Raw genomic sequence first — 25504 nt, 5'->3', positions numbered from 1 at the left:
TTCGAGGACAGAGAGCGGTGGGAGCGTGTGGTTCAGGCGAGGCCGGAAAGGCTTTGGCTGAGTGTTCGCAGGCGCTGTCGCGCCGTCGCGTCATAGGCTTGAGCAGAGGCGCGAGATGGGCGCAGTCCGTCGTAATAGAGGCCGGAGTGTCCCTCCAGGGCGGCGCCGGCGGCCAGATTGAGGATGGCATCCGCCCCTTGTTCGACGGAGCTTATCGGTGAAACGCCTGCCTGCCGCACCATGGTCGTGTCCATATAGGTCGCGGGGTGCAGGCAGTTGGCGGTGATGCCGGAGCCGGCAAGCTCCTCGGCGAGATCGAAGGTGAACATGATCTGCGCCAGCTTGCTCTGGCAATAGGCGCGCACTCCGCTATAGCCGCGCGTCAGCATGACATCGGAGAAGTCGATCGCCTGCTGGCCAACAGAGGATACATTGACGATGCGGGCGGGAGCACTTGCCTTCAACAGAGGCAGGAGCCGGTGCGTCAGCAGGAAGCCCGCGAGATAATTCACCGCGAAGCGCAACTCGTATCCGTCTTGGCTTACCTGGCGTCCGGCGCCGCCGCCACTGGTACCGATACCCGCATTGTTGATCAGAACATCGAGGCGATCGATGTCGCGCTCGATGGCATCGGCCAGAGTGCGGACCTCTTCCAGCGAGGAAAGGTCGGCGAGATAATAGGCCGCTTTGCCGCCCTTATCCTGGATGCGGGAGACCAGTTCTTCCGCGCGGGTCCCGTCGCGGCCGTGAACGATCACCGTCGCACCTGCCGCTGCCAGTCGTTCCGCAACCCGGCGCCCGACGCCATCCGTCGAGCCTGTAATCAGGACCGTCTTGCCACTCATATCCATAGCAACCGCCTTCTCGTTGTCTGCATGATGATCTGTGGCAGCTTGCGGACGCGGCAAACAGTTCTGACTTTATCCTAGTATTGATCCTGCTATGATGGGGCATGAACATCAATCAGAGCCAGACCATCCTCGAAGCCAGGCGTCGCGAGTTCGGCGCCTTTCTGCGCTCGCGTCGGGAAAAGCTGACGCCCGCCGGCGTCGGACTTCCGGAAGGGTTCCGGCGGCGCACACCGGGGCTCAGACGAGAGGAAGTGGCGCTTCTGGCCGGTGTCGGCACCACCTGGTACACATGGCTGGAACAGGGCCGGGACGTCCGCCCTTCTGCAGAGGTTCTATCTGCGCTGGCTGATGCGCTGCGGCTCGATCCGGTCGAGCGGCGGCATCTCTTCACCCTCAGCGATCGGCCGTCTGTTGATGTTCCGTCGCGCGGGCCTGAGGAGGTACCGGACGCGCTGGTGCGCATGCTTGCGAGCCTTGCCGGCCAACCGGCCTATGTTCTGGGCAGGCGTTGGGACGTGCTCGCCTGGAATGCGGCAGCCGTCGCGCTTTTCGGCGATTATGCCTTATTGCAGGGGGATGCGCGCAACAGCGTCCATCGGGTGTTCACCGATCCCGCGCATCGGCAGCTTCTTGTCGATTGGGAGATCGTAGCGGCGAATTCGCTGGCGATGTTTCGCGCCGACAGTGCCCGTTATGCCGGCGATCCCGATTTCGAACGGCTGATCGCCACCTTGACGCAGGTGAGTCCCGAATTTCGCGCCTGGTGGCCGAGACAGGATGTGTTGCGGCCGCTGACAGGTCACAAGCGGCTGCGCCATCCGGAGGGCGGCTTGATGACATTCGAATATACCGCGCTTGCCGTCATGGACTGTCCCGACATGAAGCTGGTCGTTTATACACCGCTCGAAGAGGACGGGACGAGCAAAAGGCTGAAACGGTTGTTGGGCGGCACCGGCGCAGCCTAAATCCAGTTTTCTCCAAACCCAACCATTTCTCTTAGCCTTCCAGATCGTTCTTCAGTTGATCGAGAATGGAGAGGGCATGGCCGGCATAGGCGCTGATCCAGCGATCATGGATCTGTTTGATCGGCAAGCTGTTCAGATGGTTCCAGCGCTCGCGTCCTTCTTTCCTGGCGATCACGAGGTCTGCATCTTCAAGCACTTTCAGGTGCTGCATCACGGTGCAGCGGTCCATATCCGTGAAAGCCTCGCAGAGCATGCCTGTCGTGCGCGGCGCATCCTTGAGCATGTCCAGGATTTCGCGCCGGCGACGATGCGCAAGGGCCTTGAAAATGAGGTCGCTATCCGATTCGTTTGACATGTTATATTTTTATAACATAATAGGGTCATTCGCAATGGAGCGATAACGACAGACAAACAGTGGAGGAGATGCCATGACATTGAATGTTCGGATTTCAGGACGGATCGGCCGCAAGGTGGATGAAGTCTTCGATGCTGTCGTCAACCCGAAGAAGCTCTCGAGCTATTTCACTACCGTCGGCGGGGCCAGCGCGCCCCTGGTGGCGGGCACGACCGTCATCTGGTGGAAGAACGCCCCCGTCGAGGTCAATGAAGTGGAGGCCAACAAGCGCATCGTCCTACACTGGGAAGGCGGCACCGGCGAGGACGGCGTCCGTTACAGAACCAAGGTGGAGATGACCTTCGACGCGCTTGACGATGGCGGCACGCTTGTCATCATCGAGGAATCGGGCTGGCGGGAGGACGAGGCCGGCCGCCGCGGCACCTATCTGAACTGCGAGGGCTGGACGCAAATGCTCTGCTGCATGAAGGCCTTCGTCGAATACGGTATCAATCTGCGCGAAGGGTTTTTCCTCAGCGAGATGCGCGGCGAACCGGCGGAAGCGCCCGATCGCTGAATTCCGGCAAATCCTTATCGACGGTCACCGCCGTCCCGATCCCTTTCGCGGCTATCAGTCAGTGGCCCGGTGCCGATTTTGGCGCCGGGCCTATCTGTTTCCGGATTCAGCCACTCGGAAGTACGGTTGACGGCATGCGATGGATATCCATCTCACGTTGTAGTAGGCTTTGGACAATCGGAAGAAGGGCAGCGGCGTCGGCGAGGGCGCTCAGGACGGGATGGGAAGATCACTTTTGTGTGTGGATAAGCTCAAAAGCCGAGTGAATGACAAAATCCTTTAAATAATAACAGATTCATTGCAGCAGGGACGGGGGCTGCGCCAAAATTGCCTAAATTCAGAAGGATGGGAGCGCGCGTCACAACGGGCTTGTCGAAAGAAGTGTATACGGCAACTCGAAGACGCGGCGCCGATATTACTGATTATCCGAACAGTCGGAACCGGCGAAGATCACTAAAAACAGGTAGAGCATGTCGAGCCCAATCGATCTGGAAAATGCCGATGAGGAATTGGAAGAACGTGGCGGTATCGTCGGTCTGTTGAATCGCTACCGGGCGCTGATCGTCGCTCTCCTCACTGTGGCCGTCTTCTGCATTGCCGCCTATGCGATCTACGACCTGACGACCGAGGTGCGCTATGACGACGTCGTCCACGCCCTGACGACAACGAAGATCTCCTCGGTGCTGCTGGCGCTGCTGTTTACCGGTCTGAGCTTCGCCTCCCTGATCTTCTACGACCAGAATGCGCTCGAGTATATCGGCAAGCGGCTGCCGTTTCCGCATGTGGCGCTGACCTCCTTCAGCGCCTACGCGGTCGGCAACACGGCTGGTTTCGGTGCGCTCAGCGCCGGCGCGATCCGTTACCGTGCCTATACCAGGCTCGGCCTGTCGCCCGACGATATCACCCGCGTCATTGCTTTCGTCACGCTCGCCTTCGGTCTTGGCCTGGCTGCCGTCGGTGCTATCGCGCTTCTGGTCATTGCCGATGAGATCGGCCCGCTGATCAGCGTCGATGGCCTGTGGCTGCGGTTGATCGCCATCGCCATTCTCGCGGCGCTCGCCTTCGTGGTCTATGCCGGCCGCAACGGCCGCGAGGTGCGCATCGGGCCGGTCGAAGTTCGGCTGCCGGATTCGCGCACTTGGTCGCGGCAGTTCCTGGTCACCGCATTCGATATCGCGGCCTCGGCCTCCGTGCTCTATGTGCTGCTGCCGGAAACCTCGATTGGATGGCCCGGCTTCTTCGCTATCTATGCCATCGCTGTCGGCCTCGGCGTGCTCAGCCACGTTCCGGCCGGCTTCGGCGTGTTCGAGACGATCATCATCGCCTGGCTCGGCAGTTCCGTGAATGAAGACGCCGTTCTGAGCTCGCTGGTTCTTTATCGCGTCATTTACAACGTCATCCCGCTCGTTATCGCGATCGCCGCGATCTCGGTGGCGGAGCTGCGTCGTTTCGTCGATCATCCGGTGGCTTCCAGCATGCGCCGCATCGGTGCCCGCGTCATGCCGCAGCTCTTGTCGGCCTTTGCGTTGCTGCTCGGCATGATGCTGGTCTTCTCGAGCGTCACGCCGACGCCGGATCAGAACCTGATCGTGCTGTCCGACTATCTGCCGCTATCGCTGGTCGAGAGCGCGCATTTCCTCTCGAGTCTTCTCGGGCTGACGATCATCGTGGCCGCGCGCGGTCTCAGCCAGCGTCTGGACGGCGCCTGGTGGGTGTCGAGCTTTTCGGCGCTGCTTGCTCTGTTCCTGTCGCTGCTGAAGGCCATCGCCATCGTCGAAGCGGGATTGCTGGCCTTCTTCGTCTTCAGCCTCGTCGTCAGCCGCCGCCTGTTCAAGCGGCCGGCCTCGCTGCTCAACCAGACGCTGACGGCCGGATGGCTGACGGCCATTGCCGTCATCTGCATCGGCGCGATCGTGGTGCTGTTCTTCGTCTATCGCGATGTCGGATACAGCAATCAGCTCTGGTGGCAATTCGAATTCGCGGACGAGGCGCCGCGCGGACTTCGTGCGGCCCTCGGTATTTCCATCCTGTCCTCGGCGATCGCGATCTTCAGCCTTCTGCGCCCGGCGACGAAGCGCCTGGAGCCCGTTACGGACGATGCGGTAGCGCGTGCCGTCGAAATCGTCCGTAAGCAAGGCGTGGCCGATGCCAATCTGGTGCGCATGGGCGACAAGAACATCATGTTCTCGGAAAAGGGCGACGCCTTCATCATGTACGGCAAGCAGGGGCGTTCGTGGATCGCGTTGTTCGATCCGGTCGGCCCACGTCAGGCGTTGCCCGATCTGATCTGGCGTTTCGTGGAGGCCGCACGCGCGGCAGGTTGCCGCTCGGTGTTCTACCAGATCTCGCCCGCACTTCTGTCCTATTGCGCCGATGCGGGCCTGCGTGCCTACAAGCTCGGTGAATTGGCCGTGGTCAATCTTGCCAATTTCGAGCTCAAGGGCGGCAAATGGGCCAACCTCAGACAGACGGCGAGCCGCGCGGTTCGCGACGGACTAGAATTTGCCGTTATCGAACCTCAAGATATACCTGAAGTCATGGATCAGCTTGCCCATGTGTCCGACACGTGGCTTGCCGATCACAATGCCAAGGAAAAGAGCTTCTCGCTTGGCGCGTTCGATCCGGACTACGTGTGCTCGCAGCCGATCGGCGTGTTGAAAAAGGATGGTAATATCGTCGCTTTTGCGAATATCCTGATGACGGAGACCAAGGAGGAGGGCTCCGTCGACCTGATGCGTTTTTCGCCCGATGCCCCGAAGGGTTCGATGGATTTTCTGTTCGTGCAGATCCTCGAATACCTCAAGGGCCAGGGCTTTCAGCGTTTCAACCTCGGCATGGCACCGCTATCGGGCATGTCGAGACGGGAATCGGCGCCGGTTTGGGATAGGGTCGGGGGGACTGTCTTCGAACATGGCGAGCGGTTTTATAATTTCAAAGGGCTTCGTGCCTTCAAATCCAAGTTCCATCCCGAATGGCAGCCGCGCTACCTGGCTGTTTCGGGAGGTGTAAGTCCAATAATCGCGTTGATGGATGCCACATTCCTCATCGGGGGCGGACTTAAGGGGGTCGTGAGGAAATGATCTTGAAATACGCAATGTCATTGGCTTTCGCATGCATGATGTCGATGGGCCTGCTGGTGTCAGGTCCGGCACGCGCGGAAGCCGACGATGCCAAATACGATCTGGGCATGATCCCGGCTCCGCACATCATGCGCCCGCAGGGCAAGGTTTCGAACGAAGTCGTGCTGATTTCCGATCTCGCCGGCTGGGGCGACAAGGAAAAAGCGGTCGCCGACAAGCTGGTCGCCAACGGTTCGCTCGTGATCGGTATCGACTATCCTTCCTTCCTGGATTCGCTCAACAAATACGATGTCAGCCAGAATGACGGCTGTATCTATATCGTCTCGGATCTGGAATCGCTGAGCCAGCAGGTGCAGCGGTCCTTTGCCGACAGCACCTACCAGCTGCCTATCATCGCCGGCGTCGGCGCCGGTGGTGCCATGGCGCTGACCATCGCCGCCCAGACCCCGGATGCGACGGTTGCCGGTACGTTGGCCGTCGATCCGACCGGCGGCATCGGCCTGAAGCAGGAGCTTTGCACGCCGGCCGAGAAGAAAACCGATGGCGACATGGTGTCCTTCGGCCTGCAGGAAGGCGCCTTGCCGAACCCGATCCTCGTGACGTTCACGGCCAATGCGCCGAAGGACGGACGCGACCATGTCGAGGAGATCCAGAAGGACCATCCCGAAGTCCAAACCACGGATTCGGACAATGCCGATACCTATGCGACGCTTGAGGCATCGCTCGCCGATCTGATGAAGACGATCGACAGCTCCAAATCGCCGCTTGGGCTGCCCGTCGACGTCATGGAAACGACGCCGACCGAAGATACGCTTGCAATCGTCTATTCGGGCGATGGCGGTTGGCGTGACATCGACAAGGAAGTCGGCAGCTATCTGCAGGACCAGGGCATTCCGGTCGTGGGCGTCGATACCCTACATTATTTCTGGACCGAGAAGGACCCGCAGCAGACTGCGAACGACCTCGGCCGGATCATCGATTTCTACACCAAGCGCTTCAAGGTCAAGCATGTGGTGCTGGTCGGCTATTCCTTTGGCGCCGATGTGCTGCCGGCGAGCTACAATCGCCTGCCGCAGTCTGAAAAAGACAAGATCGTGCAGATGTCGCTGCTGTCCCTGTCGCAGAAGGTCGACTACGTGATCTCGGTCATGGGCTGGCTTGGTGCTTCGAGCGAGGGTAAGGGCGGCAATCCCGTCAACGACCTCAAGTCGATCAATCCGAAAATGGTGCAATGCGTCTATGGTAAGGATGACGACGAAGATGTTGCCTGCCCGCTGCTGAAGGGCACCGGCGCGGAGGTCATCGCCATGAATGGCGGTCACCATTTCGACGACGACTATGAGGCGCTGGCGAACCACATCATCAATGGTCTGAAGAGCCGCCTCGGCGAATAATGCTTATGGCGCGCGGCATGTATCATTGCCGCGCGCCCTTTCTCGTCTTTCCCCACCGTCTCCAGCCGACTTTTCCCGAGCGTCCTGCGCAGCATTTATTTGCTTCTTTCGACGGCTGCCGTTAGTCGAGAAGGGCATATCATGAGCGCCGCGTTTGCCGCAGGTGCTCACCGTCTCATCCAGAAAGGTCCGCCCTTGTTCGCCGCATCGTCCTCCGCCTTCACCAAGACCTATTCCGGCTTCCTGTTCGACATGGACGGCACGATCATCAATTCGATCGCCGCCGCCGAGCGCGTCTGGGGCAACTGGGCTCGCGCTCAGGGTCTTGATGTCGAGAAGTTCATGCCGACGATGCATGGCAAGCGCGGGGTCGATACGATCGGCCAGTTGAACCTGCCTGGTGTCGATCCGGTCGCGGAAGCGCTGAAGATCACCGAAGCCGAGATTGCCGATGTCGAGGGTGTCGTCGCGCTACCGGGCGCCGTCGATTTCCTCGCTTCTTTGCCGCCGGAGCGCTGGGCGATCGTCACCTCGTCGCCCTACCGGCTGGCGCTGGCGCGGCTGGACGCGGCCGGGATCCCGGTTCCGCGCTTCATGGTCACCGCCGAAGACGTGAAGGTCGGCAAGCCTGATCCGCAGGGCTATATTCTCGGCGCGCAACGCCTCGGCCTAAGCCCGTCCGAATGCCTGGTGTTTGAGGATGTCTTGGCCGGGGTCAAGGCGGGCGAGGCGGCTGGTGCGGATGTGGTGGTCATCACCGCAACGCATTCGCATCCGATCGAAACCAATCACACGATGCTGCGAAATTACGAAAATGTCCGCGCGCATGCGGATGGCGACGGAAAATTGTCGATCATCCGCAAGGATTGAAAGAGCGGACTTCCTGCTGCGACGGCTGGATGTCGCTTTCGCGCTTTGCAACGGGCTGCCGGCTCATTATGTTTTCGTGATATCATAGATATTCGCGAAAACCCGATGAGCCTCAAAGAGCTGAAAACCCAATATCGCAGCGAGCGCCTGGCGGCGCGAGACGCTATTCCAGCGGAAGATCGTATCGAAAAAGCCCTCGCCATGGCGACGCATGGCGGACAGGCAATCGATGTCGGGCCGGGGGAGATCATCTCCGGTTTCCTGCCGATACGCTCCGAAGTGGATATAAGGCCGTTGATGGCGCGGTTGCGGGAGCGCGGCGCGCGGCTTTGCGTGCCTGTCATTCTTGATCGCAACACCATCGTCTTTCGCGAGCTTGTCGCAGGCGCCCCCTTGGTTCCGGTCGGATTCGGAACTTTCGGGCCGGGGCCTGAAGCGGTTGAGCTGGACCCCGATGTCATGCTGGTGCCGCTTTCCGCTTTCGACAGGACCGGCCATCGTATCGGTTACGGAGCGGGTCACTACGACCGCGCAATCGAACGTTTGCATCAAAAAGGCCTGAATCCGCGGCTGATCGGCATTGCATTCGATTGCCAAGAAGTGCCATCAGTGCCGGCTGAGCCGCATGACGTCCGTCTTGACGCGATTTTGACCGAGAGCGGGCTCAATTTCGTTTCGGAAGTGATTGGATAGCGAATGCGGCTGCTTTTTCTGGGAGATATGGTCGGCAAGACAGGACGGACCGCGGTGTGGGAACGCCTGCCGGGCCTCGTATCCGACCTGAAGCTCGATTTCGTCATCGTCAATGGCGAAAACGCCGCCGGCGGCTTCGGTATCACCGAGGATATCTTCCTGGAAACGATCAATGCCGGTGCCGATGTGGTGACGACGGGCAACCATGTCTGGGATCAGAAGGAAGCCGTTGTTTTCTGCGAGCGCCACGACCAGTTCCTGCGCCCCGCCAACTATCCGGCCGGCACGCCCGGCCGAGGCTCCGGCCTCTATTATGCGCGCAACGGCGCTCGCGTTCTTGTCGCGAACATCATGGGTCGCGTCTTCATGCATCCGGAGTTGGACGATCCCTTCAAGTCGGCCGAGGCCATCCTCGATGCCTGTCCGCTGAAGGAACAGGCCGATGCCATCGTCTTCGATTTTCATGCGGAAGCGACGAGCGAGAAGCAGTGTTTCGGCCATTTCGTCGATGGCCGCGCCAGCTTCGTCGTCGGCACGCATACGCATGTACCGACGGCGGATGCGCAGATCCTGAACGGCGGCACCGCCTATATGTCGGACGCCGGCATGTGCGGCGATTATGATTCCTCGCTCGGCATGGAGAAGGAGGAGCCGCTGAACCGCTTCATCTCGAAGATGCCGAAGGGACGTTTCGAGGCGGCTTCGGGGCCGGCCACCATCTGCGGCGTCGGCGTCGAGATCTCCGATGCCACGGGATTGGCTGAGAAGATCGCGCCGCTGCGGCTGGGGCCTCGGCTTGCGGAGACCATTCCGGACTTCTGGCGCTGATCGCTGCACTAGAGCCGGATGATTTTAGGTCAGGTCGACCTAAAATCTGAATCCGCTCTAGAATGAAACAAGTAGAGCGTGATGTCGTCCGAAAACGGCATACACTTTTCGGCATCACGCTCTATAATTCATCATCACCATATGATGACGCGATTGTGAGCAATCCTGTCTGATTGCCGCTGGACCCGTTTCCGGTCATGCCGCATCCTTCGGCCACTATCTGGCTTGAGGGGATGGCATGTTACAGCGATTTCCTGTCTTTGCCGCGTTTTTCCTGGCGCTGATTTTTTACTGGAGCGCGGCTGACGCCCAGCAAAAACCTTCTCGTCCGCAACCCAGCCAATGCCAGGCGATCGCGCAATCTCTTCCGAGAGCAACATTCGCCAGCTTTTCTTCTCCCGGTCCGACGCTCGCCGATGATCCCGTTAATGGCGAGGTGAAGATCACCTTCCTCGGGCATGCCACGCTCTTCATCGAAACGCCGGGCGGTGTTTCCATCGCCACGGATTACAGCGGCGCCTATCCGCCGCCCTATACGCCTGAGGTCGTCACGATGAACAAGGCTCATCCGAGCCACTACACGCTGACGCCGGAGCCGGCGATCAAATACGTGCTGCACGGCTGGAGCGACACGCCGGGGGAGCCCGCAAAGATCCGCATGACCGTCGGCGATACGTTGATCCGCAATGTCGTCACCGATATTCGCTCCTGGGGCGGCGGCATCGAAGCCAACGGCAATTCGATCTTCATCTTCGAGGTGGCAGGCCTCTGCATCGGTCATCTCGGGCATCTGCATTTCGAGCTCACCGACCAGCAATATGCCGAGATCGGCCGGCTCGATGTCGTGATGGTACCGGTCGACGGCGGCCTGACCATGGGGGCCGACAGCATGAGCCGCGTGGTGAAAAGGCTGCGTTCCTCGTTGATCCTGCCCATGCATCGCTGGGGTCCGCCGGTTGATCAGTTTCTCGCCCTGTTCGGTCCCGATTTCGACGTAGCCTATGCGCCGATTCCGAGCGTCACGGTATCGGTGAAGACCCTGCCGCGCAAGCCGCTGATCTATGTGCTCAAGGGACTATGACGATTTTCGTTGGGATATATATCCCGTCCACCTATGCAACTTCCGCTAGCCATGATTGATTGTGCCGTACCATTGGGGGAAGCGCATGAATCGGGTTCTTTTCACTGCATTAGTCGCTGCGGCGTTGTCGGGCTGCGTCTCATCAAACCCGGTCAACACGACGTCCGATGGCTATCGCATCGAAAAATTCAGTCAGGGAACGGTTTCTGTCGGCAAAAGCGCAAATCTGTTAGCCGCTGGCAGTTGGAGCGTGTCATGCCCAACCGATGCAATGACCGACAAACGCAATTGCAGCATTACGTCCCTGTCCGGGGCTTTGTTCATTGACTACGGTAGTTCGCCGACACCTCAACGCGTCTGCCTCTTGTCACATGATGCGCCGGGCATGACTGCATTGATCAGAGTTGATAGCCATCCGGCGGTGGCTACGGATACACAGGGTTGCGTTCCGGCAGGTAGGATCATTCGCCAGATGAGAAGCGGAAGCACTTTCCTAGCGCGCGTTGGCGCCATCAATGACTGGTCGCCCGATCTTCGACCCGTAATCAAGGACGAGCGAGCGTCGCTCGAGGGATTGAACAAGGCCATGGAAACCGTCGGCGATATTCGGGCAGGCAAGCTTGCCGTCAAGCCATAGGAATATGTCGGAACGCCTCGACCGACGCCATTATCCGGCTTTTTGCTTGAATGAAGGCCGCTTCGCTCTTATAAGGCGGCCATTCCCAACAAAAGACGTGAACAGGGGTGCCATGGCTGGCCATTCACAGTTTAAAAACATCATGCACCGCAAGGGCCGTCAGGACGCGGTGCGCTCGAAAATGTTCTCGAAGCTGGCGCGCGAAATCACGGTCGCTGCCAAGACGGGTCTGCCCGACCCGGCCATGAACGCGAGCCTGCGTCTGGCGATCCAGAACGCCAAGGCGCAGTCGATGCCGAAGGACAATATCGATCGCGCCATCAAGAAGGCTTCCGGTGCCGACACCGAGAATTACGATGCGATCCGTTATGAGGGCTATGGTCCGGGCGGCACGGCGATCATCGTCGAAGCGCTGACCGACAACCGCAACCGCACGGCGTCCAACGTCCGCTCGATCTTCACCAAGGCCGGCGGTGCGCTTGGCGAAACCGGTTCGGTGTCCTTCTCCTTTGATCACGTCGGCGAAATCACCTACAAGCCTTCCGCCGGCGATGCCGACAAGGTCATGGAAGCGGCGATCGAAGCCGGTGCCGATGACGTCGAAAGCGACGAAGAAGGCCATGTGATCATCTGCGCCTTCGAATCCCTCGGCGAAGTCGCCAAGGCGCTCGAAGCGACGCTCGGCGAAGCCGAAACGGTCAAGGCGATCTGGCGCGCGCAGAACAACGTGCCGGTCGACGAAGAAAAGGCCCAGTCGCTGATGAAGCTCATCGAAAACCTTGAAGACGATGACGACGTCCAGAACGTCTATTCGAATTTCGAAGTTTCGGACGAAGTTCTGGCCAAGCTCTCGGCCTGATCCTTTGCAGTTATTCAAGAAAACCGGCTGCAGCGGTGCGGCCGGCTTTCTGCGTTATGGAGCTGTCGCTCGGATAAAATCGTCGCGGAAGGTGGAGAGATCCGGTGCGGCGACATCGGAGACAGCCCAGAAGACCAGCCCGTCCGTATGCCATTCGACGAAATTGTAGCCCTCTTTCTCTGCATTGTTTTTCGCTCCCGTAGCGCCCGGCCAGATGAAGAGATTGATGACATGGCCGTGCCGGCGATAAATCAGTGCCGCCACTACCCGCCCGTCGAGATAATCCACCCTGCCGCCGACGAGAGGAAAGCCCTGTGCCGCCAGATCGACCACCGGCGGGGAGAAATCGATCTTGCCGTTGAACCACGGTTTGACCGTGTGCTGGTCTGAGGTCAGCACGTCGGTGAGGTGATCGGCGAGCATCGAGCGCACATGGCTTGCGAGAAGCTGATCCTCGATCGTCTGGCTCTGCTGCGGCACGTTCATTACCAGCATGAGGCTGGCGGCGAGAACGGCAAGCGAGGGCACGAAGCTCCATTCGCGCACGAGCCGCCAGACATGCTGCCACGGCCTCTCCGTGTGGCTCACGGCTGCGCGCCTCATCATGGATTGCTCCAGCGTGAGTGCCGCCTGCACGCGGGCATGGACGGTATCAGGCGCCTGCCATTTCACACCCTCGCGCGCGGAAAGACGCTTGACCATCAGGGCATTCTCCATCTCCCCGGCGCAGTCCCGGCAGGTCGCCAGATGCGCCTCGAAACGGGCGGCATTGGCCGCGTCCAGTTCGCCGTCGATGAAGCCGTGCAGCAGATCGTTCCATTCGCCGTGATCATTGTGGTCTCCGCCGCTCATCGTGCCGCCTCCGGTCCTTCGAGGCTACGCCAGACCTCACCGAAATCACGGCGGGCGCGGGCGAGGCGCGACATGACGGTGCCGATCGGCGCATCGATGATCTCGGCGATTTCCTTGTAGGAGAGATCCTCGAGTTCGCGCAGAACCAGAACCTCGCGCATGGCATCAGGCAACCGGTTGATGACCTCGCGCACCCGCTGCGCTTCCGATTTGCGTACAAAGGCCGCCTCTGGCGTATCCTCCTCGGAGGCGGGATCAGGAGAGGGCGCGCCTTCATCCGAATCCCGTTCGTCCGTCATCGGCTGCTCATAGCGGGTCTTGCGTCGCCCCTCCTGCAGCCAGGCGTGATAGCAGTTGCGGACGATGGTGAAGGTCCATGCACGCGCATCGCCATCGCGAAAGCCGCCGAAGCCGCGATAGGCGCGCAGATAGGCCTCCTGCACGATATCCTGCGCGGCATCGGCATCCCGGCTCAGGAACCGCGCGAAATTATAGGCGGCGTCCAGATGCGGGATGATCGTTTGCTGGAAACGGCGCATGGTCTCGTCGGGCGAGGCGACCGCGCGCTTCAATGGTTCTGCACTGGTAGCGGATTGAGCGATCGCCATCTGGACGACGTGATTGCCGGGCTTCACCTCGGCGATGAAACTACGAAGACGAGCCAGAAATCGCGCAAACCGGCTGATCGCGGTGTTTTGCGGCGAGTGCCATGTCCATGGGTGGAGCTGGCCGCCGAGCGTCATCGAACTTACAAGTCGGGCGTCTGTCATCATGATCCCCGCAAAACGCCGATGCCGACTGTAAGCTTCGGATGAAGCGCTTGCAATGTTGCCTAAAAGGCTAGATCGCGCTTGCGCGGATTTTATTCCCGGTCGGATGAAGAAAGTCGAAGCCAAGGAATGCGGAATGTCCGCCGTCCCATCCGTCAATCTCCTGTCGCTAAAATAATCGAATTGATTTCAATGGCTTGCAAGAAATCCTCGGTCGAGAGGGAATAAGCGCTCATCACCATCGATCTTCTTCCTCAGTGGACGGCCGCAATTGCTTGCGACCTCCGCCTGGCCCGAAAAGCCATAACCCTGAGGAGATATTGCGATGTTTGATATGACCCGCCGCGCCGTGCTCGGCACGGCTGCGGCTGCGGCAGCCTTCGGGCTGTCGTCGAAGCTCGAATTCATACCGCAAGCCTTTGCCGCAGCCCCGCTCGAGCCGGCAGTCGGTTTCTATAAATACAAGGTCGGTTCGATCGAGGTCACGGCCATCTATGACGGCATCTGGCGCAAGCCGCACGATCCGGCCTTCATCAAGAACGCCTCCGTCGAAGACACCAAGGAAGCGCTTTCCAAGGCCGGTCTGACCACCGATTTCATGCCCATTCCGCTGACCGTCGTCGTTCTTGATATCGGCGGACGCAAGATCATGATGGATGCCGGCTCCGGTGTCGGACAGTGGCAGACCAATGCCACGCATCTGCCGGCCAACATGGCTGCCGCCGGCATCGACTATAAGAAGATCGATACGATCATGATCTCGCATTTCCATCCCGACCACGTCTGGGGCCTGATGGAAAAGGGAACGAATGTGGCCGTCTTCCCCAATGCCGAGCTGATCGTCAACGCGGCCGAATACAACTGGTGGACCGATCCCGGTCGTGTCGACAAGCTGGCGGAGGGCCGCAAGGAAGCCGGCCGGCGCATCGCCTCCGTCTTTCCGACATGGAAGAACTGGAAGCTGGTCGACGACAATGCCGAAGTCGCGCCGGGCGTGCATATGCTCGCCGCCTATGGTCACACACCCGGCCATTCGGTCTTCCTCATCGACGGCGGCAGCGAACAGCTAATGGTCTCGGCCGACATCATGTATGTGCCGGCGCTGCTTGCGCCTCATCCGGAATGGGAAGGCGCCTACGACCAGGACGGCCCGACGGCCGTCGCCACGCGCCGCAGGCTGATCGACCGAGTCATTACCGACAATATCAGGATTTGCGGCTCGCACTTCCCATTCCCGGGCTCCGGCACCTTCGTCAAGGACGGCAATGCCTACGGCTTCACCCCCACCATCCAGGCCTGAGCGGCCATAAAGAGGAGCAACTACCATGTTCAGACATGCCATTTTCGGGATCGCCGGCCTGTGCGCCGTCGCCATCCTTCCGGCCGCAACGGCAGGCGTTGCCTTTGCCGTCGATAATATGGAGTCGACCGATGCGCCGGACCTGACCTCCGTGCGTGCCAAGATCGACGCGAAGGACTATGCCGGCGCACTCGCCGAGCTTCGCGATATCGCCGAGGAGCACCAGCAGGCCGATGTCTACAATCTGATGGGCTTCACCCTGCGCAAGACCGGCGATTTCAAGACGTCGCTCACCTACTACACCAAGGCTCTCGAGCTGCAACCGGATCACAAGGGCGCGCATGAATATCTCGGGGAGCTCTATGTCGAGACCGGCGACATGCCCAAGGCCCGCGAGCAGCTGGCAACTTTGACCAAGCTTTGCCCTAGTGGATGCGAGGAGCTTGAGGATCTGACCAAGGCGATATCAGCCAAGGCCAGCAACTGAAGCCTGATCTCCATCGTTCCGGCAGCATTTCCCTTTGACCATGTCTTGGAGGTGCTGCCGGAGATGATCGGAGCTTCGGTGAACTTATCACGGGAAGGAGAAAGGCCATGGAATTAGAAGAGGAGAATGCCATTCTAGTCAACTTTGCCGATATGGCATTGCTGTTCGGCCGTCTGCTGCTTTCGTTGCTCTTTCTGGAAGAGGGCATCGAACTTGCCAGCAATTTGGACAATGCCTTGGATGCCATGGCCAGGCTTGGCGTCACGGCCCCCATCGCGATTGCCACCATCGTGCTGCAACTTGGCGCCGGCTTTGCCATTGCGTTCGGGTTGATGACCCGCCTGGCGGCATTCGGTTTGGGCCTGTTCTGCTTGTTGACGGCACTGCTTTTTCACACGAACTTCGCCAGCCACAACGAATTGCTGCATTTCGAAAAGGATCTGGCGATTGCAGGCGGCATGTTCGCGCTGATCGTCGCCGGCGCCGGCAAGCTGTCGCTCGACATGCTCATCCGGCGTCATTGGAAGACGAGGCTCGTGGCTTGAGCCCGTCGATTGTCCGGTGAGCCGCGTATATGGGATCGGCTTACCGGACAGACTGCGCGCCTTCGAAAGTCAGGAGGCCTTCTTGAAGCTTGGAAGCGTTGCGAAGAGCTCCACCGACTTCAGCCGCGCTTCGATGTCATGGATCGGCATCGAAATGATCACTTCATCGGCTTCGGTGTCCTTAATGAACTGCGAAATCTTCTTTTCGGCCGTCTCAGGCGAACCGACGATGGCATAGCGCAGCGTATTTTCCACATTCAATTTTTCCATCGGCGTCCAGAAATTATCCATGTCACGGCGTGGGCGCGGGAAGGGGCCGCGCACGTTACGGCGGAGATTGACGAATTGCTGCTGTGCCGAGGTGAAGTGATATTGCGCCTCGTCATCCGTATCCGCCACAGCACCCATCGCGCCGACCATGACATAGGGCTTGTCCAATGTGGCCGAAGGCGTGAAGCGCTCGCGATAGATGGCGATGGCGTCCATCAGGGCTTCCGGTGCAAAATGCGAGGCGAAGGCGTAAGGGAGGCCGAGCATGGCGGCGAGATGGGCGCTGTAGAGGCTGGAGCCGAGCAGCCAGATAGGGATATTGGCGCCATGGCCGGGAACGGCAAGAATGATCTGGTTGTCGTCGGCTGGACTGAAGAGATGCTGCAGCTCGACGATATCCTGAGGGAAGCTCTGCGCACCGGCCTCGATGTTCCGACGCAAGGCCTGCGCGGTGCGCATGTCGGTGCCCGGCGCGCGGCCGAGGCCGAGATCGACGCGGCCGGGAAATAGGGCTTCCAGCGTGCCGAATTGTTCGGCAATGACGAGCGGCGAATGGTTCGGCAGCATGACTCCGCCCGAGCCGATGCGGATGCGCGAGGTCGCCGCGCCAATGTGGCCGATGACGACCGATGTCGCGGCGCTGGCGACACCCGGCATGCCGTGATGCTCGGCGAGCCAGAATCGGTTGTAACCAAGTTCTTCCGCCTTCTGCGCCATGCGCTTCGAGCTCTCGAAGGACTGGCTGATGGTGCTGCCTTCGGCAACGGGCGAAAGATCGAGGATCGAAAAGGGGACCATGGCAAGAAACCTGCGTGGTGGAAGGGAGGGTCGCTACCACATGTAGGAGCGCGACTTCCTCATTCCAAACCCTGACGCCGCAATTTCGTCACGATGTTTTCAGCGGCGCTCCGACAATCGCAATCTATGTCTTGTTTTTGTTTTGTTCACATTTTGCTGGCACATGTCGGGTCGGAAAGATAGGGTGACCCATGCAGAATACGATTCGCATCATCGGCATCGATCCGGGCTTGCGCCGCACCGGCTGGGGTATCATCGATACGCTTGGCAATTCCCTGCGCTTCGTGGCGTCGGGGACCGTGACCTCGGATGGCGATATGGATCTCGCATCCCGCCTTTGCCAGCTTCATGACGGGCTCGCTGATGTCGTCCACAGCTACAAGCCGGACGAGGCTGCCGTCGAACAGACCTTCGTCAACAAGGATGCGGTGGCGACGCTGAAGCTCGGCCAGGCGCGTGGTGTCGTCATGCTGGTGCCGGCACGCGCCGGCCTGCCGGTGTCGGAATATGCGCCAAATGCCGTCAAGAAGGCCGTCATTGGCGTCGGCCATGGCGAAAAGCAGCAGATCCATATGATGCTGAAGATCCTGATGCCAAAGGTCGAGTTCAAGGGTAATGACGCCGCGGATGCGCTCGCTATCGCTGTCTGTCATGCCCACAACCGCGGTGCCAGCCGGCTGCGGCAGGCGGCGTTGGCAGGATAGTTTGTTCTTGACTTGTTCTTATGGTAATGATAATTCTTACTCTGTAAATGGAGAGTAAGAATGCGTGTGACATCAAAAGGGCAGGTGACTATCCCCCGCGACTTGCGTCAGTTGGCTGGCATAGAGCTCAATAGCGAGGTCATATTCTCCATCGAGGATGGAAAGCTGGTTGTTTCGCCCAAGAACGGCAAGCGGGAGATCGAGGATCGGCAGCGGCTCGATCGGTTCATGGCTACCCTCAAGCGCCTGGAAGGCACCGGTGATCAGGATATCGACGCCGAAGCGCTGATGTCGATGACGCGTGACCGGTAGGCATGGTCACCATCGTCGACACGAATGTGCTGGTTGATCTGGCGATATCTGGTTCAGCCTGGCACGGCTGGTCCAGTGGTCAGGTTCTTTCCGCTTTCAAGCGAGGACCGGTCGTTATCAACCCCGTCATCTATGCGGAATTCTCTGTGCGTTATAGCGACATGGATCAAGTGAATGAGCTGCTGCCGCAAAGCGAATTTCGCCGTGAAAGCCTTCCCTGGCCAGCAGCATTCGCCGCAGCGGCGGCTTTTAGGGTTTATCGCCAGACTGGCGGTGGGAGAGAGCGCATTCTTCCAGACTTCCTGATCGGAGCGCACGCTGCAGTGCGCGGCTACTCTATATTGACGCGAGATCCCAAGGGCTATCGCTCCTATTTTCCCTCACTTGACCTCATCACCCCAGAAACCCATCCCTGACGGACATTATCCATGATCGGCAAGCTGAAAGGCACAATCGAAGAGATCGGCGAGGACTATGTGCTCGTGGATGTCCATGGCGTCTGCTACGTCGCCTATTGCTCGGCCCGGACGCTGTCGAAGCTCGGTTCCGTCGGCGAGGCCTGCATTCTCTTCATCGAGACCTATGTGCGCGAAGACCAGATTCGCCTTTTCGGCTTCATGACGGCGCTGGAACGCGAATGGTTCAATATCGTGCAGACGGTTCAGGGTGTGGGCGCGAAAGTGGCGCTGGCGCTGCTGTCGACGCTGACGCCGGCCGAGCTTGCCAATGCGATCGCCTTGCAGGATCGCGCCGCCGTTTCGCGGGCGCCGGGTGTCGGTCCGAAGGTTGCGATGCGTATCGTGACGGAACTGAAGAACAAGGCCCCCGCTTTTGCCGGTGATGTCGCCAATATCGGGCTCAAGCAGGAGCTTGGGGAGGGTGTTGCCGCAGCACCCGTTGCCGACGCGGTTTCGGCGCTCACCAATCTCGGCTATTCCCGCGATCAGGCTGCCAATGCCATCGCCGCGGCGATGAAGGCAGCCGGCGAGGGCGCCGACAGCGCCAAGCTGATCCGCCTCGGCTTGAAGGAACTGTCGCGGTGAGGCTTTGCACCTTCCGCAATCCTGACTATTGTCGCAAAGTCGGGAGATCGACATGTGGTGCTCCGTCGTCAAAGACTATTTTTGAGTGCGGCAGAATAAATGCTGCCTTCGGCGCGGGACCTGCGAAACGCATACCGGGAATGGAACCTCTGACATGAGTGAAGCCGCACGTCTGATATCGCCGGAAAAGCGGGGCGAAGACATCGATGCGACGCTCAGGCCGCAATCGCTGGACGAATTTACCGGCCAGGCGGAAGCGCGCGCCAATCTGAAAGTCTTCATCGAGGCGGCCAAGGGGCGCGGCGAGGCGCTGGACCATGTGCTGTTCGTCGGTCCGCCCGGTCTCGGCAAGACGACGCTGGCGCAGATCATGGCAAAGGAACTCGGCGTCAATTTCCGCTCGACGTCCGGTCCGGTCATCGCCAAGGCGGGCGATCTGGCGGCGCTGCTGACCAATCTCGAAGAGCGCGACGTGCTCTTCATCGACGAAATCCACCGGCTCAATCCGGCTGTCGAGGAAATTCTTTACCCAGCGATGGAGGATTTTCAGCTGGATCTGATCATCGGCGAGGGCCCGGCGGCGCGTTCGGTGAAGATCGATCTTGCCAAATTCACGCTGGTTGCCGCCACGACCCGTCTCGGCCTGCTGACAACGCCGTTGCGCGACCGTTTCGGCATTCCGGTGCGGCTGAGCTTCTATACGGTGGAGGAGCTGGAGCTGATCGTTCGGCGCGGTGCCAGGCTGATGGGCCTCGGTATGACGGATGAAGGCGCGCGGGAAATTGCACGACGGGCCCGCGGTACGCCGCGCATCGCCGGTCGCCTGCTGCGTCGCGTGCGCGATTTCGCGGAGGTCGCGAAGGTCGAAGCGGTGACGCGCGAGATTGCCGACGAAGCCCTGACGCGGCTTCTGGTTGACAATGTCGGCTTCGACCAGCTCGACAAGCGCTACCTCAATATGATTGCGGTGAATTTCGGCGGCGGCCCTGTCGGTATCGAAACCATAGCCGCCGGGCTTTCCGAGCCGCGGGATGCGATCGAGGATATTATCGAGCCCTATATGATCCAGCAGGGTTTCATTCAGCGTACGCCGCGCGGTCGGGTCTTGACCACCATCGCCTGGAAACATCTCGGCATGCAGCCGCCCAAGGATCTGGAGGCCGCGCAGTTCGGGTTGTTCCGGGAGGAAGATTGAATGCTCGGCCGTCGTGCCTTCCTGAAGCTTTTCGGCGGCAGCATATTCGGATTGATGGCACTCGGGGGATATGCCCTCGGATACGAGCCGGTCGTTCGTCTTAACGTTACGCGTTATGCGCTGACCCCGCCGGGATGGGCGCCGGGGCTCAAGCTCAGGATCGTGGCGCTTGCCGATTTCCATGCCTGCGAGCCATGGATGAATGCCGAGCGCATCGCATCGATCTGTGCCCATGCCAACGAACTCGGTGGCGACATCATCGTGCTGCTCGGCGATTACACGTCAGGAACCGATCTCATTACCAGCCGTGTCGATCATCGCATCTGGGCGGCAGAGCTTGCGAAGCTGAAGGCGCCGCTTGGCGTCCATGCTATCGTCGGCAATCACGACTGGTGGCATGATTCTACGGCACAGAGAACCGGCCGTGGCCCGACATTCAGCCATCGAGCATTGGAAGCTGTCGGTATCGAAGTCTATTCCAATCGCGCGGCGCGCCTGGAGAAGAATGGACAAGGCTTCTGGCTTGCCGGCGTCGAGGACCAGTTGGCCTTGCGCCGCAGCATGCGCTGGAAGAGGCCGCTTACCAAGGGGCTTGACGATCTCGGCGGCACGCTGGCGCAGGTCGGCGATGATGCACCCGTGATCCTTCTCGCCCATGAACCCGATATCTTTCCCGCAGTTCCCCAGCGTGTTTCGCTCACTCTATCCGGGCATACGCATGGCGGGCAGGTGAGGATTTTAGGCTGGTCGCCCTATTCGCCTTCGCGCTATGGCGACCGGTATGTCTATGGCCATATCGTCGAGGAGGCGCGGCATATTATAGTGTCGGGCGGCCTCGGCTGCTCCATCGCGCCGGTACGCTTCGGCGTTCCGCCGGAGATCCTCGTGATCGACCTGGGATAGAGGATCATGCCAAAGCGCAAACACATCAGATTGAATGCCGGCCGAACACGCTTCCAGATGCGGGTCGCAGGCCTTGGATTTCGCGATGGCCATGTCCTGGTGCATCGAGCCGTGCATGAGACGTTCTGGACCTTTCCGGGCGGTCGGGCGGAGATCGGCGAGACCTCGGAGGAGACGTTGCGGCGGGAAATGATTGAGGAGCTTGGCGTCGAGGTTACGGTTGGGCGTCTGCTCTGGTCGGTCGAGAATTTCTTCCATTATGAGCAGCTCGACTGGCATGAGTTCGGACTCTATTACCTGATGGATATTCCGGCCGACTTTCCTTTCGATCCCGTGAAGATCGTGCATCGAATCCAGGATGGCGACAACGATCTGGAGTTCAAATGGGTGCGGGCGACACGGGAAGCGCTGGTGGCGCTCGATATCCCGCCCTATTTCATCGCCGAGGAAATCGAAAACCTGCCGCTGATGTCTCGTCATCTTGTCTGGCGGGATGGTGATCTCGACAACGCTTGAGGAGGAGGCTTTATGTCCGCTTTCGATCCGGTTCGCAGCTTTCGCAAGCTTGCCTATAACAACGCATTGGCGAATGTCCGGCTGCATCGTGCCTGTGCGGCCCTGTGGCCCGGCGAATTCGAGGCCAAGCGCGTGAGCTTCTTTCCGTCGATCAAGGCAACCCTCAATCATATCCTGACGGTGGACTGGTTCTATGTCGATGCGCTGGAAGGCGGTACTCTGGGCCTCAAAGCTTTTGACATCGAGGAGCCCTATGATCGGCTGGACGAGCTGAGCCAGGAACAGGCGAATGTCGATCGCAGGCTGGTCGCGTTCTGCGAGGCGCTGACGCCGGAGACTGCGATGCGGATCATCGATATCCAACGCGACGGTCGCATCCAACGGGAGAGGGCGGACGATGTGCTGAACCATCTGTTCCAGCATCAGACGCATCATCGCGGGCAGGTGCATGCCATGCTGGCCGGAACCAGTGTCGCGCCGCCGCAGCTCGATGAGTTCATCGTTTCCGACGATGCGCGCTTCAGGGGCGAGGAATTGACGACGCTCGATTGGGACGAGACAAAGCTGATGCGTTGATACCGGCCTTTTGGTGCGCCGATTTAGCCAGTGTCTCTATCGTTTGCTTGAGTAGGGCCTTTCCGCCGCCTTGCCAGCCAAGGGCTTGGATTTTTGACGTATTCATGACGTTGACTGCGCCGCGCTCCGCTGGCGCCGGCGGCGCGTGTGGACAGCCGGTTGCTGTCTGGAGATGGCTAAGGATCTCGTGCGTGTCGGTCAGAATATCCGACAAGTTGAAGGCCTCACCGTCCATGCGGCCGGCTTCCGTTTCCAGCAGAAGACGAACCGCACGGCCGAGGTCGCGGCCGTGAACCTCCGTTCCAGCGCGCGAGGGAACAGTCCTGCCGTTCAGATAGTCGCTGAAGAGATCGTCCCATTTGTTCGGTCGCAGGTCGCCATATACGCCTGTCGCTCTCAGGCTCGTGGTCGCAAAGCCAGGCGTAGACAGAGAAAAAAGTGCATGTTCGGCGTCGCGCTTCACCTCGCCGTAGAGCGTGTTTGGCATCGGCTTGATCGCCTCGGTCGGCTCCTCTCCGGAAATCCCGTCTCCATAGACGGCGCGGGAGGAGAGAAAGATGCATCGACGAATGCCGGCCTTTCGCGCCGTCTCGAACAGCTTGACCGTCCCATCGAGATTGAGCCGGCGAAAGCCTTGCGGATCTTTCCCTTCGCCACCGCGATATTTACCGGCGACATGGCTGAAGGCGGCGTGCACGAAGAAATAGGCATCGTCGAAAGCGCCGCTCTGATTTCCCGTCGGATCAAGGCTCAAGGGGACAAAAGAGACGGGCTGCGAAAAGAGGCCCGATGGAGGCGGATTGCGCCCGCCGATCGCAACCTTGTATCCGGCTGATAGCAGCTCTTCGGCGATGTATCGGCCGACGAGGCCCTTTCCGCCTGATATGAGGACTTTCATGCCGCAGCTCGCGGATTTGCGAGGCTGGCGATATCGGGCAGGTTCCGGCCGGCATGGAAGCTATGCCACAGCTCGATCAGCGGTCTCAGCTGCTCGGCCTTGGGATGGTTCTGCTCCCAGGGCTTTTCATATTGATAGTGCAGGATCGAGACGCTGTTCCAGTTCCAGAGCTCGGGCATGCTGAACCAGACATATTGCAGCATGTTCATGAAGATCGGCAGTCCGTGCCAATCCGGAAAGAAGGCTTCGAGGAAGGTCTGATCCGTGCGGCGCCAGAAGACATCGGGGCGATCGAGCCGCTCCAGCATGTGCCGAAAGGTCGCAAGCGACGGCTTGGCGACGAAGACGCCGGAATTCAGGCGGTGGAAGTCGGCAAGGCTTTCGTAGACATTTGGCGCTGCCGAAAATTCGGGATAGTCGAAGAGCCTATCGACATTGCGCAGCACCAGAGCATCTGCATCGATGAAGACACAAGTGTCGTATTCGATCAGCTGCCAGAGTCGCAGTTTGCAGAAATTGTCGAGCGGCGTGTGGAAGGAAGGCTTGCGACCCTTGGTAAAGGGGGCGGCGGTGTGCAGGTTGCCGCGGGCATGCCGCTCGTTGAAGGCTTCCGACAAGGGAAGATGCTCGACTTCCACCAACCGGCAGTCGAGTGCTGCCAATGGGGTGAGGTCGCTTTCGCCAACGCCTTCCGTATGCAATACGACGATATCGGCCTTGGTGCCGCTGTGGACGATGGAGCGCGCCAGCGCAACGGCACCCATCGCGTAGTCGGCGTTCGTGACCAGTGTCACAAACGCCTGGCCGGCGCGGGGCCGGGTTTGCGGGCGCAATCCCTGCAGCATTTCGCTACCCGGCATCATGACACGGATTTCAACCTCTTGCCCTCGGGATCATGGTTGACCGTCGCGGCGAGATCCTTGGTCCAGGCGGAGATGGCCGGGACGCGCGAGCGGTCGACGCGATAGGCATATTTCTTTGCGACATCGACGATTTCGCCGAGAAGACCCGTCTCCAGCGTGATCGGCGCGAGGCCGAGATCGAGGAACTTGTCGTTCTTGACGATCAGCTCGTTCTCCGGCGCTTCCTTGCGCGGATTAGGCAGGCGCACCACTTCCGCGCCGCTCATCTTGGCGATCATCTCGGCGAGATCGCGCACGCGATGCGTTTCCGTCATCTGGTTGAAGATTTCGACGCGGGCGCCGCGGGCGGGTGGGTTCTTTAGCGCCAGTTCGATGCAGCGCACTGAGTCCTGGATATGGATGAAGGCGCGGGTCTGGCCGCCGGTGCCGTGCACGGTCAGAGGATAGCCGATCGCCGCCTGGATGAGGAAGCGGTTGAGCACGGTGCCATAATCGCCGTCATAGTCGAACCGGTTGATCAATTGTTCGTGACGGCGCGTCTGTTCCGTGTGCGTACCCCAGACGATACCCTGATGCAGGTCGGTAATCCTCAGCCCGTCATTCTTGGCATAGAACTGAAACAGCAGTTGATCGAGGCATTTCGTCATATGGTAGATCGAGCCGGGATTGGCCGGATAGAGGATTTCCTGGCTCACCGTATGGCCATCAGTCGTCTCGATGCCGACGGGCAGGTAGCCTTCGGGGATCGCGGCGCCGATCGTCGAATAGCCATAGACGCCCATCGTGCCGAGATGCACGAGATGCGAGTCGAGATTGAGCTCGACGAGCGCGTTCAGGAGATTATGCGTGGCGTTGACGTTGTTGTTGACCGTGTAGTTCTTGTGCCGGTCGCTCTTCATCGAATAGGGGGCGGCGCGCTGCTCGGCGAAATGCACGATGGCATCGGGGCGATGCTCGGCCAGCCACTTCTTGAGGAGCTCATAGTCCTTGGCCAAATCGATCAGGTGGAAATGGATTCGGCGGCCAGTTTCGGCGTGCCATATGCGGGTGCGTTCCTGAATCGAATCCATCGGCGTCAGCGACTGCACACCCAACTCGGTATCGATCCATCGGCGGGAAAGATTGTCGAGGATATGGATCTCATGACCGGCGTCGGAGAGGTGAAGAGAGGTTGGCCAACCGATGAATCCGTCACCGCCCATAACCGCAATTTTCATAGGATCTTCCTTCCATGCCGATCCGCTAGCCGGTGCGATTCCGGATAGTCGGAGTTTATGACAATTGTTCAAAGCTTGCTTGATGG

At 59.8% G+C, this 25504-nt stretch carries 29 protein-coding genes; 21 read left to right on the top strand and 8 right to left on the bottom strand.

The window, feature by feature from the left end; genetic code table 11:
* Nucleotides 1-32: 32 nt before the first annotated feature.
* Nucleotides 33-851 (bottom strand): SDR family NAD(P)-dependent oxidoreductase, encoded by an 819-nt coding sequence (locus I8E17_RS12685; RefSeq protein WP_069611851.1) that lies wholly within the window; start codon nucleotides 849-851, stop codon nucleotides 33-35.
* Nucleotides 852-952: 101 nt separating this feature from the next.
* Between I8E17_RS12685 and I8E17_RS12680 the strand changes: the two genes are divergently transcribed.
* Nucleotides 953-1816, top strand: a complete 864-nt coding sequence (locus tag I8E17_RS12680) for a helix-turn-helix transcriptional regulator (RefSeq protein WP_069611850.1) — start codon at nucleotides 953-955, stop codon at nucleotides 1814-1816.
* A 31-nt stretch (nucleotides 1817-1847) separates the two neighbouring features.
* Here the strand turns inward: I8E17_RS12680 and I8E17_RS12675 are convergent, their stop codons facing one another.
* On the bottom strand, nucleotides 1848-2171 hold the full coding sequence (locus I8E17_RS12675; protein ID WP_069611849.1) for a metalloregulator ArsR/SmtB family transcription factor: 324 nt from the start codon (nucleotides 2169-2171) through the stop codon (nucleotides 1848-1850).
* A gap of 73 nt (nucleotides 2172-2244) precedes the next feature.
* Here I8E17_RS12675 and I8E17_RS12670 point away from each other — a divergent pair, with 73 nt between their 5' ends.
* The 9 genes from I8E17_RS12670 to I8E17_RS12630 all read left to right on the top strand — a co-directional run bounded on the left by I8E17_RS12670 (nucleotide 2245) and on the right by I8E17_RS12630 (nucleotide 12169).
* The gene (locus I8E17_RS12670) at nucleotides 2245-2727 is read left to right on the top strand and encodes an SRPBCC domain-containing protein (RefSeq protein WP_069611848.1); all 483 of its coding nucleotides are present in this window, start codon (nucleotides 2245-2247) and stop codon (nucleotides 2725-2727) included.
* A 470-nt stretch (nucleotides 2728-3197) separates the two neighbouring features.
* Entirely contained in the window at nucleotides 3198-5807 is a 2610-nt protein-coding gene (gene mprF / locus I8E17_RS12665; protein ID WP_069611847.1) for a bifunctional lysylphosphatidylglycerol flippase/synthetase MprF, read from the top strand.
* The gene (locus I8E17_RS12660) at nucleotides 5804-7201 is read left to right on the top strand and encodes an AcvB/VirJ family lysyl-phosphatidylglycerol hydrolase (RefSeq protein ID WP_069611846.1); all 1398 of its coding nucleotides are present in this window, start codon (nucleotides 5804-5806) and stop codon (nucleotides 7199-7201) included. Before mprF ends, I8E17_RS12660 begins: the two co-directional genes overlap by 4 nt.
* A gap of 141 nt (nucleotides 7202-7342) precedes the next feature.
* Nucleotides 7343-8071 (top strand): HAD family hydrolase, encoded by a 729-nt coding sequence (locus I8E17_RS12655; RefSeq protein WP_069611845.1) that lies wholly within the window; start codon nucleotides 7343-7345, stop codon nucleotides 8069-8071.
* A gap of 105 nt (nucleotides 8072-8176) precedes the next feature.
* The gene (locus I8E17_RS12650; RefSeq protein ID WP_069611844.1) at nucleotides 8177-8764 is read left to right on the top strand and encodes a 5-formyltetrahydrofolate cyclo-ligase; all 588 of its coding nucleotides are present in this window, start codon (nucleotides 8177-8179) and stop codon (nucleotides 8762-8764) included.
* Between the two features lie 3 nt (nucleotides 8765-8767).
* Nucleotides 8768-9592 (top strand): TIGR00282 family metallophosphoesterase, encoded by an 825-nt coding sequence (locus I8E17_RS12645; protein ID WP_069611843.1) that lies wholly within the window; start codon nucleotides 8768-8770, stop codon nucleotides 9590-9592.
* Between the two features lie 238 nt (nucleotides 9593-9830).
* A complete protein-coding gene (locus I8E17_RS12640) occupies nucleotides 9831-10673 on the top strand; it encodes an MBL fold metallo-hydrolase (RefSeq protein WP_069611842.1) in 843 nt (280 codons plus the stop codon).
* Nucleotides 10674-10758: 85 nt separating this feature from the next.
* Complete coding sequence (locus I8E17_RS12635; protein WP_141720043.1) at nucleotides 10759-11310, top strand: hypothetical protein; 552 nt, start codon at nucleotides 10759-10761, stop codon at nucleotides 11308-11310.
* Nucleotides 11311-11422: 112 nt separating this feature from the next.
* Nucleotides 11423-12169 carry a YebC/PmpR family DNA-binding transcriptional regulator gene (locus I8E17_RS12630; protein WP_069611841.1) on the top strand — a complete coding sequence of 249 codons (747 nt, stop codon included), beginning with the start codon at nucleotides 11423-11425 and terminating at the stop codon, nucleotides 12167-12169.
* 54 nt (nucleotides 12170-12223) lie between these two features.
* Here I8E17_RS12630 and I8E17_RS12625 read toward each other — a convergent pair whose 3' ends face one another.
* Nucleotides 12224-13021, bottom strand: coding sequence for an anti-sigma factor (locus I8E17_RS12625; protein WP_069611840.1), 798 nt, complete (start codon nucleotides 13019-13021; stop codon nucleotides 12224-12226).
* The gene (locus tag I8E17_RS12620) at nucleotides 13018-13794 is read right to left on the bottom strand and encodes a sigma-70 family RNA polymerase sigma factor (protein ID WP_229002026.1); all 777 of its coding nucleotides are present in this window, start codon (nucleotides 13792-13794) and stop codon (nucleotides 13018-13020) included. Before I8E17_RS12620 ends, I8E17_RS12625 begins: the two co-directional genes overlap by 4 nt.
* Nucleotides 13795-14116: 322 nt before the next feature.
* Here I8E17_RS12620 and I8E17_RS12615 point away from each other — a divergent pair, with 322 nt between their 5' ends.
* The 3 genes from I8E17_RS12615 to I8E17_RS12605 all read left to right on the top strand — a co-directional run bounded on the left by I8E17_RS12615 (nucleotide 14117) and on the right by I8E17_RS12605 (nucleotide 16123).
* Nucleotides 14117-15091 (top strand): MBL fold metallo-hydrolase, encoded by a 975-nt coding sequence (locus I8E17_RS12615; RefSeq protein ID WP_069611839.1) that lies wholly within the window; start codon nucleotides 14117-14119, stop codon nucleotides 15089-15091.
* A 25-nt stretch (nucleotides 15092-15116) separates the two neighbouring features.
* Entirely contained in the window at nucleotides 15117-15578 is a 462-nt protein-coding gene (locus I8E17_RS12610; protein WP_069611838.1) for a tetratricopeptide repeat protein, read from the top strand.
* Nucleotides 15579-15685: 107 nt separating this feature from the next.
* A complete protein-coding gene (locus I8E17_RS12605) occupies nucleotides 15686-16123 on the top strand; it encodes a DoxX family protein (protein WP_069611837.1) in 438 nt (145 codons plus the stop codon).
* A gap of 69 nt (nucleotides 16124-16192) precedes the next feature.
* On the opposite strand, the gene I8E17_RS12600 is transcribed toward I8E17_RS12605, so the two are convergent.
* Nucleotides 16193-17191, bottom strand: coding sequence for an LLM class flavin-dependent oxidoreductase (locus I8E17_RS12600; protein WP_069611836.1), 999 nt, complete (start codon nucleotides 17189-17191; stop codon nucleotides 16193-16195).
* A 191-nt stretch (nucleotides 17192-17382) separates the two neighbouring features.
* Here I8E17_RS12600 and ruvC point away from each other — a divergent pair, with 191 nt between their 5' ends.
* The 8 genes from ruvC to I8E17_RS12560 all read left to right on the top strand — a co-directional run bounded on the left by ruvC (nucleotide 17383) and on the right by I8E17_RS12560 (nucleotide 22440).
* On the top strand, nucleotides 17383-17895 hold the full coding sequence (gene ruvC, locus I8E17_RS12595) for a crossover junction endodeoxyribonuclease RuvC (protein WP_015340996.1): 513 nt from the start codon (nucleotides 17383-17385) through the stop codon (nucleotides 17893-17895).
* 60 nt (nucleotides 17896-17955) lie between these two features.
* Nucleotides 17956-18207 carry an AbrB/MazE/SpoVT family DNA-binding domain-containing protein gene (locus I8E17_RS12590; protein WP_069611835.1) on the top strand — a complete coding sequence of 84 codons (252 nt, stop codon included), beginning with the start codon at nucleotides 17956-17958 and terminating at the stop codon, nucleotides 18205-18207.
* 2 nt (nucleotides 18208-18209) lie between these two features.
* Complete coding sequence (locus tag I8E17_RS12585) at nucleotides 18210-18623, top strand: type II toxin-antitoxin system VapC family toxin (RefSeq protein WP_069611834.1); 414 nt, start codon at nucleotides 18210-18212, stop codon at nucleotides 18621-18623.
* Nucleotides 18624-18635: 12 nt separating this feature from the next.
* On the top strand, nucleotides 18636-19250 hold the full coding sequence (ruvA, locus tag I8E17_RS12580) for a Holliday junction branch migration protein RuvA (RefSeq protein ID WP_069611833.1): 615 nt from the start codon (nucleotides 18636-18638) through the stop codon (nucleotides 19248-19250).
* Nucleotides 19251-19404: 154 nt separating this feature from the next.
* Nucleotides 19405-20445, top strand: a complete 1041-nt coding sequence (gene ruvB / locus I8E17_RS12575) for a Holliday junction branch migration DNA helicase RuvB (protein ID WP_069611832.1) — start codon at nucleotides 19405-19407, stop codon at nucleotides 20443-20445.
* Nucleotides 20446-21348, top strand: coding sequence for a metallophosphoesterase (locus I8E17_RS12570; RefSeq protein ID WP_069611831.1), 903 nt, complete (start codon nucleotides 20446-20448; stop codon nucleotides 21346-21348).
* Between the two features lie 6 nt (nucleotides 21349-21354).
* Complete coding sequence (locus I8E17_RS12565; RefSeq protein ID WP_176727997.1) at nucleotides 21355-21864, top strand: NUDIX hydrolase; 510 nt, start codon at nucleotides 21355-21357, stop codon at nucleotides 21862-21864.
* A 12-nt stretch (nucleotides 21865-21876) separates the two neighbouring features.
* Nucleotides 21877-22440, top strand: coding sequence for a DinB family protein (locus I8E17_RS12560; protein WP_069611830.1), 564 nt, complete (start codon nucleotides 21877-21879; stop codon nucleotides 22438-22440).
* On the opposite strand, the gene I8E17_RS12555 is transcribed toward I8E17_RS12560, so the two are convergent.
* From I8E17_RS12555 to I8E17_RS12545, 3 genes are read right to left on the bottom strand one after another with little or no spacing between them, the layout of a single operon-like run.
* Nucleotides 22385-23338: an NAD(P)-dependent oxidoreductase gene (locus I8E17_RS12555; protein ID WP_069611829.1), complete on the bottom strand. Its 954-nt coding sequence runs from the start codon at nucleotides 23336-23338 to the stop codon at nucleotides 22385-22387. The genes I8E17_RS12560 and I8E17_RS12555 overlap by 56 nt on opposite strands.
* Entirely contained in the window at nucleotides 23335-24198 is an 864-nt protein-coding gene (locus I8E17_RS12550) for a glycosyltransferase (RefSeq protein ID WP_229002115.1), read from the bottom strand. The genes I8E17_RS12555 and I8E17_RS12550 overlap by 4 nt, the downstream gene beginning before the upstream one ends.
* Nucleotides 24198-25418 carry an NAD-dependent epimerase/dehydratase family protein gene (locus I8E17_RS12545; RefSeq protein WP_069611828.1) on the bottom strand — a complete coding sequence of 407 codons (1221 nt, stop codon included), beginning with the start codon at nucleotides 25416-25418 and terminating at the stop codon, nucleotides 24198-24200. The genes I8E17_RS12550 and I8E17_RS12545 overlap by 1 nt, the downstream gene beginning before the upstream one ends.
* Nucleotides 25419-25504 lie beyond the last annotated feature (86 nt).

This window comes from Rhizobium sp. AB2/73 (genome assembly GCF_020871915.1).
Lineage (GTDB): Bacteria > Pseudomonadota > Alphaproteobacteria > Rhizobiales > Rhizobiaceae > Rhizobium > Rhizobium dioscoreae.
The sequence above is the reverse complement of the archived record's forward strand: the minus strand, read 5'-3'. Positions and strand labels throughout refer to the sequence as shown.